Source organism: Cryobacterium sp. MP_M3 (assembly GCF_015752155.1).
In the GTDB taxonomy this organism is placed as follows: domain Bacteria; phylum Actinomycetota; class Actinomycetes; order Actinomycetales; family Microbacteriaceae; genus Cryobacterium.
Map to the genome: position 1 here is coordinate 501,400 of NZ_JADOVI010000001.1, position 12,259 is coordinate 513,658.

15 protein-coding genes are annotated in these 12,259 nt (G+C 65.0%); 14 read left to right on the forward strand and 1 reads right to left on the reverse strand.

The features are described from left to right. The first annotated feature begins 71 nt into the window (after positions 1-71). From secY to IWX89_RS02280, 4 genes are all read left to right on the forward strand, one after another. The gene (gene secY / locus IWX89_RS02265; RefSeq protein ID WP_134508209.1) at positions 72-1,394 is read left to right on the forward strand and encodes a preprotein translocase subunit SecY; all 1,323 of its coding nucleotides are present in this window, start codon (positions 72-74) and stop codon (positions 1,392-1,394) included. Next, the gene (locus IWX89_RS02270; RefSeq protein WP_196901941.1) at positions 1,391-1,975 is read left to right on the forward strand and encodes an adenylate kinase; all 585 of its coding nucleotides are present in this window, start codon (positions 1,391-1,393) and stop codon (positions 1,973-1,975) included. The genes secY and IWX89_RS02270 overlap by 4 nt, the downstream gene beginning before the upstream one ends. 81 nt (positions 1,976-2,056) lie before the next feature. Continuing rightward, positions 2,057-2,887 carry a type I methionyl aminopeptidase gene (map, locus tag IWX89_RS02275; protein WP_196901942.1) on the forward strand — a complete coding sequence of 277 codons (831 nt, stop codon included), beginning with the start codon at positions 2,057-2,059 and terminating at the stop codon, positions 2,885-2,887. A gap of 111 nt (positions 2,888-2,998) precedes the next feature. Then, positions 2,999-3,328 carry a PTS sugar transporter subunit IIB gene (locus IWX89_RS02280; protein ID WP_196901943.1) on the forward strand — a complete coding sequence of 110 codons (330 nt, stop codon included), beginning with the start codon at positions 2,999-3,001 and terminating at the stop codon, positions 3,326-3,328. 23 nt (positions 3,329-3,351) lie between these two features. On the opposite strand, the gene IWX89_RS02285 is transcribed toward IWX89_RS02280, so the two are convergent. Next, a complete protein-coding gene (locus tag IWX89_RS02285) occupies positions 3,352-5,265 on the reverse strand; it encodes a BglG family transcription antiterminator (RefSeq protein ID WP_231382752.1) in 1,914 nt (637 codons plus the stop codon). Between the two features lie 152 nt (positions 5,266-5,417). Between IWX89_RS02285 and IWX89_RS02290 the strand changes: the two genes are divergently transcribed. The 10 genes from IWX89_RS02290 (at position 5,418) to rplQ (ending at position 12,188) form a co-directional block, all read left to right on the forward strand. Next, the gene (locus IWX89_RS02290; RefSeq protein ID WP_196901945.1) at positions 5,418-5,723 is read left to right on the forward strand and encodes a PTS sugar transporter subunit IIB; all 306 of its coding nucleotides are present in this window, start codon (positions 5,418-5,420) and stop codon (positions 5,721-5,723) included. 93 nt (positions 5,724-5,816) lie between these two features. After that, positions 5,817-7,298, forward strand: a complete 1,482-nt coding sequence (locus tag IWX89_RS02295; protein ID WP_196901946.1) for a PTS mannitol transporter subunit IICB — start codon at positions 5,817-5,819, stop codon at positions 7,296-7,298. Beyond that, a complete protein-coding gene (locus IWX89_RS02300) occupies positions 7,295-7,735 on the forward strand; it encodes a PTS sugar transporter subunit IIA (RefSeq protein WP_196901947.1) in 441 nt (146 codons plus the stop codon). Before IWX89_RS02295 ends, IWX89_RS02300 begins: the two co-directional genes overlap by 4 nt. Continuing rightward, complete coding sequence (locus IWX89_RS02305; RefSeq protein ID WP_196901948.1) at positions 7,732-8,883, forward strand: mannitol-1-phosphate 5-dehydrogenase; 1,152 nt, start codon at positions 7,732-7,734, stop codon at positions 8,881-8,883. The genes IWX89_RS02300 and IWX89_RS02305 overlap by 4 nt, the downstream gene beginning before the upstream one ends. Positions 8,884-9,069: 186 nt before the next feature. After that, entirely contained in the window at positions 9,070-9,291 is a 222-nt protein-coding gene (infA, locus tag IWX89_RS02310; RefSeq protein WP_022883252.1) for a translation initiation factor IF-1, read from the forward strand. A gap of 66 nt (positions 9,292-9,357) precedes the next feature. After that, positions 9,358-9,471: a 50S ribosomal protein L36 gene (gene rpmJ / locus IWX89_RS02315; RefSeq protein WP_035834639.1), complete on the forward strand. Its 114-nt coding sequence runs from the start codon at positions 9,358-9,360 to the stop codon at positions 9,469-9,471. Positions 9,472-9,629: 158 nt separating this feature from the next. After that, entirely contained in the window at positions 9,630-10,004 is a 375-nt protein-coding gene (gene rpsM / locus IWX89_RS02320; protein WP_134363338.1) for a 30S ribosomal protein S13, read from the forward strand. A 44-nt stretch (positions 10,005-10,048) separates the two neighbouring features. Continuing rightward, positions 10,049-10,447, forward strand: a complete 399-nt coding sequence (rpsK, locus tag IWX89_RS02325) for a 30S ribosomal protein S11 (protein ID WP_055821293.1) — start codon at positions 10,049-10,051, stop codon at positions 10,445-10,447. Between the two features lie 173 nt (positions 10,448-10,620). Further along, the gene (locus tag IWX89_RS02330; protein WP_134508190.1) at positions 10,621-11,610 is read left to right on the forward strand and encodes a DNA-directed RNA polymerase subunit alpha; all 990 of its coding nucleotides are present in this window, start codon (positions 10,621-10,623) and stop codon (positions 11,608-11,610) included. A gap of 47 nt (positions 11,611-11,657) precedes the next feature. Further along, the gene (gene rplQ / locus IWX89_RS02335; RefSeq protein ID WP_196901949.1) at positions 11,658-12,188 is read left to right on the forward strand and encodes a 50S ribosomal protein L17; all 531 of its coding nucleotides are present in this window, start codon (positions 11,658-11,660) and stop codon (positions 12,186-12,188) included. Positions 12,189-12,259 lie beyond the last annotated feature (71 nt).

Below are 12,259 nucleotides of genomic sequence, written 5' to 3' on the forward strand. Positions count from 1 at the left end.
AGGCCACCGATCGAAATCTTTCGATGCTGGTCTCGACAAGCTCGTTTTTCACGTTATCAACTGGAGGCATTGTGTTCAGCGCCATTGCGCGGATATTCCGCACGCCCGACCTTCGCAAGAAGATCGGGTTCAGCCTGGGGATCGTTGCCCTGTTCCGCCTGGGCTCATTCATCCCGGCGCCGTTCGTCGACTTCGGAAACGTGCAGGCGTGTCTTGCCGCGAACCAGGGAACCAGCGGCCTCTACGAGCTCGTCAACCTGTTCAGCGGTGGCGCGCTGCTGCAGCTCTCAGTCTTCGCGCTGGGCATCATGCCGTACATCACGGCCTCGATCATCGTGCAGCTGCTGCGCGTGGTCATCCCACACTTTGAAACCCTCTACAAGGAGGGTGCGTCCGGTCAGAGCACCCTGACCCAGTACACGCGCTACCTCACCATCGCCCTCGGCATCCTCCAGTCGACGACGCTGATCACGGTGGCCCGCAGTGGAGCTCTCTTCGGCACCTCGGCCAGCTCCGAGTGCTCGCAACTGATCACCAATGACGCCTGGTACGCCATCATGCTCATGGTCATCACCATGACCGCCGGAACCGGCGTCATCATGTGGATGGGCGAGCTCATCACCGAGCGCGGCATCGGCAACGGCATGTCCCTGTTGATCTTCACCTCGATCGCGGCCCGCTTCCCGAACTCGCTCGGTGCGATCGGCCAGCAGAAGGGCATCGACATCCTTCTGATCGTGATCGTGGTCGGCCTGCTCGTGGTTGCCGCCGTGGTCTTCGTCGAGCAGTCACAGCGGCGCATCCCTGTGCAATACGCCAAACGGATGGTCGGCCGCCGCACCTACGGCGGGAACAACACGTACATCCCGATCAAGGTGAACATGGCCGGCGTCGTGCCCGTCATCTTCGCCTCATCGCTGCTGTACCTGCCCGCGCTGATCGCACAGTTCAACCAGCCCGCGGCCGGCCAGTCGCCCGCCGCCTGGGTGACCTGGATCACCAACAACCTGACCAAGGGCGATCACCCGCTCTACATGGCGATGTACTTCCTGCTCATCGTCGGCTTCACCTACTTCTACGTCGCGATCACCTTCAACCCCGAAGAGGTCGCCGACAACATGAAGAAGTACGGCGGCTTCATTCCCGGCATCCGCGCGGGGCGCCCCACGGCCGAGTACCTCGACTTCGTGCTCACCCGGGTGACCCTTCCCGGCGCACTGTACCTGGGGTTGATCGCGCTGCTGCCGCTGATCGCCTTCTCTGCGATCGGCGCCGACCAGAACTTCCCGTTCGGTGGAGCAAGCATCCTGATCATCGTCGGCGTCGGACTCGAGACGGTCAAGCAGATCGACTCACAACTCCAGCAGCGCCACTACGAAGGGCTTCTCCGATGACGCGTCTCCTCGTGATCGGCCCGCCCGGGGCCGGTAAGGGCACCCAGGCCGAGCGGATGGCCGCCGCCTTCGCGATCCCGGCCGTGTCGACCGGGGACATCTTCCGTTACAACGTGAAGAACAAGACCCCCCTCGGCGTCCAGGTGCAGGAGTTCATCGACGCCGGCAAGTACGTGCCCGACTCCCTGACCAACGCGATCGTCAGCGACCGCCTGCACCAGGCCGATGCCGCCGCGGGGTTCCTGCTCGATGGGTACCCGCGCACGCTCGATCAGGTGCAGGAACTGGACCGGCTGCTCGAAGCCGACGGAACGGCTCTCGACGTCGTCGTGCAGATCGTCGCCGACACCGACGAGGTCGTCGCCCGGTTGCTCAAGCGCGCAGCCGAACAGGGCCGGGCCGATGACACGGCCGAGGTCATCCGGCACCGCCTGGACGTGTATGCGGAGCAGACCGCCCCGCTGATCGACATCTACGGGTCCCGTGGCATCGTAGTCACCGTGGACGGCCTGGGCGCCGTCGACGAGGTCACCACCCGCATCCTCGACGCCCTGGCAGAGCGCGGCATCCACGCCGTTTGAGCCGCGGGTCAGAGCGCACGCAGGCCGCACCCGGCCGGCGGCAATTCACGCACGACAATCAGCAATGCAGGGATCGACATCATGAGCCTTCGACGTTCCATCTACAAGTCGCCGGCGCAGATGCGACTCATGCTCGCCCCGGGCCTGGCAACGGCCGCGTCGCTTGACGCGGCCCGCGCCGCGATCCGGGTCGGGGCGACGACCCTGGAGATCGACGCCGCCGCGGAGGCCGCCATCGTGGCGCTGGGCGGACAGCCGAATTTCAAACTCGAGCAGGGCTACCACCACACGGTGTGCGCGTCGGTCAACGACGACGTCGTGCACGGCATCCCCGGCTCACGCGTGCTCGCGGCCGGTGACCTCGTTTCGATCGATAGCGGGGCCATCCTCGACGGCTGGAACGGCGACGCGGCTTTCAGCTTCGTCATTCCCGACCCGAGCCGGCCCGAGCTCGTGGCGGAACGCCAGAAGCTCGCGGACGTGACCGAGCAGTCCCTGTGGCATGGCATCGCCAGGCTGGCCGTCGCACGGCACCTGAACGAGGTCGGCGAGGCCATCGAGGACTATGTCGAATCCCAAGGCCAGTACGGGATCCTGACCGACTACGTCGGCCACGGCATCGGCCGGTCCATGCACGAGGCCCCGCCGGTGTTCAACTACAGGGTGCGGCAGAAGGGCCCGGACGTCAAGCCCGGCCTGGTCGTCGCGATCGAGCCCATGGTCGTGCTCGGCGACATCGAGACGTACACCCGTGATGACGACTGGACCGTCGCGACCAGGGACGGTAAAGCCGCTGCGCACTGGGAACACAGCGTCGCCGTGCACAAGGACGGCATCTGGGTGTTGACCGCGGAAGACGGCGGCGCCGCCGGCCTGGCGCCCCTCGGCATCACCCCGGTGCCGATCCAGTAGGGCAGTCCTACGCGAAGCCGGGGTTGGGTGGCGCTCGATTGGTGGCAGGGCCGTGCCGGAAGCGAGAGAATTGAGGTGGGTCATCGCCCGCCAAGAGAAAAGAGCACGTCAATGAAGATCCTCGTCGTCTGCGGTGCCGGAGCCTCCAGCGCATTCGTGGCACACCGCGTTCGCCACACGGCGGCGGAGCGAGGCCTCGACGTCTCGGTGCACGCCGGCAGCGAATCCGACCTGCCCGGCTCCCTCGGGCCGGTCGACGTGCTGCTCGTCGGGCCGCACCTGGCGCCGCGCTTCGACAAGATCCGGGCGCAGGCGATCAAGGCCGGCGTCGGCATCGCCCTCCTGCCGGACACCGTCTTCGCCTCCCAGAACGGCGACGAGGCCCTGGACGCGGCCATCTACGCCTTCAAGTCCCGCAGCTGGGTGGACGCGTCGGCCTGAGCCGGTGCCGGAGTCCTAACCGGTCACTGGTCCATCAGGTGGACGAGTTCGTCGATGAACGAGGCGAAGTCCACCGACCGCTTCACCAGCCGTTGAACGTCTGACCGGTCTGAGAAAACTTCGACGAATTGGTCGAAGACGGTCTGGAAACTGCGTCGCCCCTCCTTGCTGAACGCGACCAGGGCCACCACGTTGACCCGGTTCTCACCCCAGTCCATCGGCGAGTCGTTGACGACGACCGCGATCGCGGTCCGGTTCGCCGTCATCGACATCGAGTGCGGCACCGCGAGATTGTCGGTGAATGCAGTCGACGACATCAGTTCGCGTTCGATGGCGCCGTCGATGTAGTCCTGGCCGATGGCGCCCTGGCTGAGCATCCGCTCGCCGAGGGCCGTGATCATGGCGCTCTCGTCGGCGACGTAGAAGTTGTGCGAGAACAGCGACTCGTCGAAGAACTGCAGCAGGTCGTCTTTGAGGTGTGCCCGGCGACGCATCCGGCGGATGCGGCTGGCGGCCTTCCTGACTCGATCGATGTCGCCCTCGGTGAGGAACGGCTGGATCACGATGACGCCCTCGGAGGGCACCAGCGGGTCGATGGTGGTGAGGACCAGGTCCGCCTCGATGTCTGCCCATTCGACGTCGCTGCGGGTGATCACCGAGACCACCTCGAGCTCATCGCCCAGCACCCGTTCGATGCGTTCCCGGAGCAACACGTGCATGTCGTAGTAGTTCGGGCAGACCAGGGCGCAGCTGACCAGGTCTTCCCGGCGGGACTGTTGCTGCAGGTGCGCACCGACGTGCATGGCGATGTAGGCGATCTCATCGTCGTTGATGACGATGTTCTCCTGGCGTTGCAGCGCGCTGGCGATGTACACCGCCAGCTCGTAGATCATCGGGTAGCTCGTCTTGATCGACCGGGTGAGCGGATTGTGCGAATATGAACGGTCCTGCGCGCGGTTGATCAGGTTTCGAACGTGCAGCGTCAGGCGAACGATGAAGTTCTCCTCGACCAGGTCGACCAGGAACTCCTCGCCGGCCTGGCCGACGATCCGGCGCACCGATTCGAGGTCTTCGGCGCGCACGAAGCTCTCGATCAGCACGGCGGCCGGCTTGTCGTGGCCGGGCGTGATCACCCTGGTCTTGAGGAGCAGAGCCAGGTAGTCGAGGTCCCCGCTGCCCAGTTCGACCTGGAAATGGCGCGTGACCAGTGTGGAGAGGGCCAGGGTCATGTCGTCGGGCTGGCCGGTGGGGGCGGCGGCGAACACGGGGGCGGTGCGCCTGGTCACCCGGTCGATCGCGATGGCCACATGCAGCAGCACGTCGTTGGTGCCGTACTCATTGACGAAGTAGCCCTGGGAGTCGAGCATCGCAATCAGGTCGGTCTTGAACGCCCCCAGGCTCTCGGACGCGAACTCCTTCTGGATCGCCTCGAGCTCGAGCAGGCCGCGGGAACTCTCCTCGCGGAACATCCGGCTGAGCAGGCGGCGGCGATCCGTCTCGGAGCCCTTGAGGGTGACCACGCTGCCGTGGCGGCTGAGGGTGAGCCCGGTGTCGGGAAGAAGTTGCCTGACCTTCGCCAGGTCGGCGTCGACGGTGGAGTCGCTGACGAACAGCTCCTCGGACAGGTCGTAGACGTCGAGTCCTGCCTCCGCCTCGGTGAGCCGGCGCACCAGCGCGTAGAGCCGGTTCTGCGGGGTCTCCGGTTCGGTGCTCGACCGCCGCGCCGCCCGGTAGGCGGCGTAGGCGTCCAGGTCGAGCCGGTAGCCGGCGGCACCCGATTCGACGACCTCGAGCGGATGCGCGGCCGCCTTCAGCGCCGTGATGTAGCTCCGCACGGTGCGAGGGGTGACGCCCAGGAGGTCGGCAAGCTCACCGGCGGTGACCCAGGCCGGCGTCTGGGACAGGTAGTCCAGCATCCGTGTCTGTTTATCGCTCATTGCACACAGCTCCATCAATCCGCTTGTAGTCAACCATGCCTGGCGTGATCGTTCCGCCCAGAACGGCTTCCGGGGGTGCGGAAAAGGATGTGGTGGCCCGTTTCGGACGATCTGGCCAGACTGGGTTCAGCGCTACAGCGAAAGGTGGATCGATGAGGATTTTGGTTGTCTGCGGTGCCGGTGCGTCCAGCACCTTCGTGGCCCTGCGGATGCGCCGGACGGCCGAAGCCCGCGGCCTGGACCTGGAGGTGACGGCGGGCAGCGAGGCAGACCTGCCCGATGCCCTCGACGGGGTCGACGTTCTCCTGGTCGGACCGCACCTTGCTCCCCGCTTCGACGAGTTCACCGCACAGGCCGAACGGGCGGGCGCCGGCTGCTCACTGCTGCCGAACACCATCTTCACCGCACGGGACGGAGCCGAGGCACTGGATGCGGCGCTCCACGCTCTGACCCGCTGACCACCCCGACTCCACCGAGACCGCGGGAGAACGAATGCACGAGAACACAATCCACGCACCAGCCCAATCACAACCCACACGAAAGGCAGAAAAATGACGACGACGTCAACCGGGACACAGAACAAGAGCGGGGGAGCCCGCGTGCACGTCCAGCGTTTCGGCACCTTCCTCAGCGGAATGATCATGCCCAACATCGCGGCCTTCATCGCGTGGGGCCTCATCACCGCCTTCTTCATTCCCACCGGCTGGACCCCCAACGAGACGGTCGCCAAGATGGTCGGCCCGATGATCGTGTACCTGCTCCCACTGCTCATCGCCAACACCGGTGGCCGGATGGTCTACGGCATCCGCGGCGGCGTCATCGCCACGATCGCCACCATGGGTGTCATCGTCGGCAGTGAGATCCCAATGTTCATCGGCGCCATGCTCGTCGGCCCGCTCTCGGCGTACCTGCTCAAGAAGCTCGACAGCCTGTGGGCCGGCAAGATCAAGCCCGGCTTCGAAATGCTCGTGGACAACTTCTCCGCCGGAATCCTCGGCGGCATCCTCGCCCTCGGGGCGTTCTTCGGAATCGCCCCCGTCGTGACCGGCTTCAGCTCCGTGCTGGAGAGCGGCGTGAACTGGCTCGTCGCCAACAACCTGCTGCCGCTCGCAAGCATCCTGGTGGAGCCCGGCAAGGTGCTCTTCCTCAACAACGCCATCAACCACGGCGTGTTCACACCGATCGGCGTTCAGCAGGTCTCGGAATCCGGCAAGTCGCTGCTCTTCCTGATCGAAGCGAACCCCGGCCCCGGCCTCGGCATCCTGCTCGCCTACTCGTTCTTCGGTCTCGGCCTCGCCCGGGCGAGCGCGCCCGGTGCGATCATCATCCACTTCCTCGGCGGCATCCACGAGATCTACTTCCCGTATGTGCTGATGAAGCCGATCCTCATCCTCGCGGCCATCGGCGGCGGCATGACCGGCGTGGCGACCAACGTGGCCTTCCAGACCGGCCTGCGCGCTCCCGCCTCACCGGGCAGCATCTTCGCGGTCCTCATCCAGACCGCGTCGGACAGCTACGTCGGCGTGATCCTCTCCGTGATCCTCTCCGCTACGGTGTCGTTCCTGATCGCCGCGGTCATCCTGCGGTCCAGCCGCAAGCGCGACATCGCCAACGGCCTCGACGGCGACCTCACCGGGGCCGTCGCGAAGACGGAGGCGATGAAGGGCAAGTCCAGCAGTGTCCTCGGCGGACTCGCCGGAGCGGGCACCACGGCGACCGGCACCAGCCGTCCCGTCAAGAACATCGTGTTCGCCTGCGACGCCGGCATGGGCTCGAGCGCCATGGGCGCATCGGTGCTCCGCAACAAGATCAAGAAGGCAGGGCTCGAAGGAATCACGGTGGTCAACCAGGCCATTGCCAACCTCGACGGCACCGCCGACCTGGTCATCACCCACCAGGACCTGGCCGCCCGCGCGCAGGCCAAGTCGCCCGACTCGATCTTCGTCTCGGTGGACAACTTCATGAACAGCCCGAAATACGACGAGGTCGTCACCCTGCTGCAGAGCAGGGCGACCGAGGAAGCGACACGATGACCCAGCACATCCTGGAACCCGGAAATGTGGTGGCCGCCGGCACGGCCACCACGAAGCAGGACGCGATCCGCGAGGCCGGTGCCCTGCTCGTTGCAGCCGGCGCCGTGACGAGCGCCTATGTCGACTCGATGTTCGACAGGGAGGCGAGCGTGTCGACCTACATGGGCAACTTCCTCGCCATCCCGCACGGCACGAACGAGGCCAAGGAATCGATCATCCGGTCGTCCCTGTCGCTCGTGCGCTATCCCGACCCGATCGACTGGAACGGTCAGCCCGTGCGGTTCGCCGTCGGAATCGCCGGCCTCAACAATGAGCACCTGGAGATCCTCTCGAAAATCGCCGTCGTCTTCTCGGACGAGGACGAGGTGCAGAAACTGATCGATGCAGCAACGGCTGAGGACATCTTCACGCTCCTCGAGGAGGTCAACGCAGAATGAAAGCCATCCACTTCGGCGCCGGCAACATCGGCCGCGGATTCGTCGGCCTCCTGCTCCACGATGCCGGATACGAGGTTGTCTTCGCCGATGTGGATGCTTCCCTGATCGAGGCCCTGCAGGCCGCGACGAGCTACACCGTGCACGAGGCAGGGGAGACGTCGACCGACCGCGTGGTCGACGACTTCCGTGCCATCAACAGCCGAACCGACGAAGAGAGGTTGATCGAGGAAATCGCGACGGCCGACATCGTCACCACGGCGGTCGGGCCGACAGTCCTCCCCTTCGTGGCGCCGGTGATCCTCGCCGGCCTGCGCCGAAGGGCGGCCGAGCTCGCGCCGCTCGCCGTGATGGCCTGCGAGAACGCGATCAACGCCACCGACGTGCTCGCCGGGCACGTCTGGAAGGACGTGCCCGTCCAGGAACGGGAGAACCTCGCCCGGAGGGCCGCGTTCGCCAACACCGCGGTCGACCGGATCGTGCCCGGCCAGGCGGCAGGCTCCGGCATCGACGTCACCGTCGAGGCGTTCTACGAATGGGTGATCGAGCGCGGCGCCTTCGGCGGCTCCGCGCCGGTCATCCCCGGGGCGACCTTCGTCGACAACCTGGCCCCCTACATCGAACGCAAACTCTTCACCGTGAACACCGGCCATGCCACGGTGGCGTACCTCGGCTCGCTCGCCGGTGTCTCCCGGATCTCCGACGCCCTCGCGGAGCCGGCGGTCCTGGACGGGGCCCGTCGCGTTCTCGAGGAGACCTCCGCCCTGCTCGTGGCCAAGCACGGCCTCGACGAGACGGCGCAGCGCGCCTACCGGGAGAAGATCCTGGTGCGCTTTGCGAACCCCGCCCTCCCGGACACGGTCGAACGGGTGGGGCGCCAGCCGATGCGCAAGCTCAGCCGCCACGAACGGTTCATCGGGCCGGCGGCGGAGATCGCCGAGCGCGGCACACGCCCGACGGCGCTGCTCGCGGCGGTCGGAGCGGCCCTCCGGTTCGACGTGCCGGACGACGAGCAGAGCGTCGAACTGCAGCGGATGCTGCGCTCCGAGACCGCGGACGCCTTCACCGGCCAGGTCTGCGGCCTCGACCCCGCGCATCCGCTCTTCGCCGATGTGGTGCAGGTCGTCCGCGCGGCCCAGGACCGGCTGTAAGGGCCACGCTCGAGGACACGAACCCGGCGACGGCGTCGGACACTCCGAGGATTATAGGCATGAATTGGCAAATCGCAACTTCATACCATAGAGTAAATCCTTGGTGTCTGATGCCGTCGCTTTCGGCGTGTCAAGGCACCACAATCCACGCACGACCAGCAATCAATACCCTAGCGATAGTGAGTTATGGCAAAAAAAGACGGTGTCATCGAAATCGAGGGCGCAGTAGTCGAAGCTCTTCCCAACGCGATGTTTCGTGTTGAGCTGACCAACGGCCACAAAGTTCTTGCCCACATTTCGGGCAAGATGCGTCAGCACTACATCCGTATCCTCCCTGAGGACCGCGTGATCGTGGAGCTGAGCCCGTACGACCTGACTCGCGGCCGGATCGTCTACCGCTACAAGTAAGCGTTGCTGTAAGTAACGGCCCGAGGCGTTCCTGGGGTACGAAGACAGCGAATACAAGGACACACAATGAAGGTCAAGCCCAGCGTCAAGAAGATCTGCGACAAGTGCAAGGTCATCCGCCGTAACGGCAACGTGATGGTCATCTGCGAGAACCCGCGTCACAAGCAGCGTCAGGGCTGATCTCGCCACGCTCGATCACCGCACTGGTGTCGAGCACGTCGAGACAAACTGAATACAGAAAATAGCAATGCCGGGAACCCTTCGGGGCGACACCATCGGTTGGAGGCCGATGAACAGGCATTGCTACAGACCTCCACTCATATACAGGAGAAGCCACAATGGCACGTCTAGCCGGCGTTGATATTCCTCGCGATAAGCGCGTGGAAGTTGCACTGACTTACATCTTTGGTGTTGGCCGTACGAGGGCACTCAAGACCCTCGCCGACACTGAAATCGATGGAAACATCCGAGTCAAGGATTTGAGTGACGACCAGCTCGTCGCCCTCCGTGACTACATCGAAGGAACCTTCAAGGTTGAGGGTGACCTCCGCCGTGAGGTTGCCGCTGACATCCGCCGCAAGGTCGAGATCGGCAGCTACGAGGGCATCCGCCACCGCAAGGGCCTGCCCGTTCGCGGCCAGCGCACCAAGACCAACGCTCGCACCCGCAAGGGCCCGAAGCGCACCGTAGCCGGCAAGAAGAAGGCGCGCTAGGCCTCGGCCCGGCCCGTCTCGCCCTCAGGATTCAGGAGAAATTCATGGCAGCACCAAAGTCGGCCGTTCGGAAGCCGCGCAAGAAAGAAAAGAAGAACATCGCTGTGGGCCAGGCCCACATCAAGAGCACGTTCAACAACACCATCGTCTCGATCACCGACACCACCGGTGCGGTCATCAGCTGGGCGTCCTCAGGTGGAGTCGGCTTCAAGGGTTCGCGCAAGTCGACCCCGTTCGCCGCACAGCTGGCAGCCGAGTCGGCCGCCCGCCAGGCGCAGGAGCACGGCATGAAGAAGGTAGACGTCTTCGTCAAGGGCCCCGGCTCCGGACGCGAGACGGCGATCCGTTCGCTTCAGGCCGCGGGCCTCGAGGTCGGTTCGATCAACGATGTGACGCCCCAGGCTCACAACGGATGCCGTCCGCCCAAGCGTCGCCGGGTCTAACTCCCTCGCGGTGATCGAGTTCGTCGAGCTCTCGACCGGCTCGATCACCGCCACCCCCGGCAGCGACAGGCTCGAATTCGAGCCTGTCGCTGCCGGGTCACCGTTTTCTTTCACACTCATTACCTCGCCACGCAAGTGTCATATAGCGGACACTTAGCCGAAAGGAATCAATAGTGCTTATCGCACAGCGCCCCACGCTCACCGAAGAGAACATCTCGGAGTTCCGATCCAGGTTCGTCATCGAACCTCTCGAGCCTGGTTTCGGTTACACCCTCGGCAACTCGATGCGCCGCACCCTGCTGTCCTCGATCCCCGGAGCCGCTGTCACCAGCATCCGGATCGACGGTGTGCTGCACGAGTTCAGCACCGTTCCCGGTGTCAAGGAAGATGTCACCGAGATCATCCTGAACATCAAGGGTCTCGTCATCTCCAGCGAGCACGACGAGCCGATCACCGCGTACCTGCGCAAGCAGGGCTCCGGCCAGGTCACCGCCGCTGACATCTCGGCTCCGGCCGGGGTCGAGGTGCACAACCCCGAGCTGGTCATCGCCACGCTGAACGACAAGGCGAAGTTCGAACTCGAACTGACCATCGAGCGTGGCCGTGGCTACGTGTCGGCCACCCAGAACCGCAACGAGTACTCAGAGGCCGGCCAGATCCCGGTCGACTCGATCTACTCGCCCGTGCTCAAGGTGACCTACCGCGTCGAGGCAACTCGTGCCGGTGAGCGTACCGACTTCGACCGCCTCGTCGTCGACGTGGAGACCAAGTCGGCGATTTCGCCTCGTGACGCCATCGCATCCGCCGGTCGCACGCTGACCGAGCTGTTCGGTCTGGCCCGCGAGCTGAACACCGCCGCTGAGGGCATCGAAATCGGCCCCGCGCCGGTCGACGCCGTGCTGTCGACCGAGCTGTCGATTCCGATCGAAGACCTCGATCTGTCGGTTCGTTCGTACAACTGCCTCAAGCGTGAAGGCATCAACAACGTCAGCGAACTGGTCGCCCTCTCGGAGACCCAGCTGATGAACATCCGCAACTTCGGTCAGAAGTCGGTGGATGAGGTCAAGGACAAGCTCGTAGAGCTGGGCCTGTCGCTCAAGGACTCGGTGCCCGGATTCGACGGCGCCCACTTCTACAGCGGCTACGACGAAGAAACCATCTAAAGCAGTCGCTCAGACTGACTTTCGACTTTTGATACTGGAGATTACCAATGCCTACGCCCACTAAGGGAGCCCGCCTCGGCGGCGGACCGGCCCACGAGCGCCTGATGCTCGCCAACCTGGCCGCGTCCCTGTTCACCCACAAGTCGATCAAGACGACCGAGACCCGTGCCAAGCGCCTGCGTCCGGTCGCCGAGCGACTGATCACGTTCGCGAAGAAGGGCGACCTGCACGCTCGTCGTCGCGTCCTCGCCACCATCGGCGACAAGACCGTCGTGCACGAGCTCTTCACCGAGATCGCGCCGCAGGTTGCACTTCGCGAGGGCGGCTACACCCGCATCACGAAGCTCGGCTTCCGCAAGGGCGACAACGCCTCGATGGTCCAGATGGAGCTCGTCCTCGAGCCGCTGACCCCGAAGGTCAAGAAGTCCTCCTCCGCCAAGGCCGCGAAGCCTGTCGCTGAAGAGGCTGCACCGGTTGAGGTCGTTGAAGCCGACGCCGCACCGGTCGAGGTCGTTGAGGCTGACGCCGCGGCAGAGGCCGACGTCGCTGCCCCGGCCGACGCTGAGGAAGCCAAGTAAGCACGAGTCCCACGCTTGCCTGAAAGGGGTTCGACTTCGGTCGGGCCCCTTTTTCCATGCCCGGAGGCTCG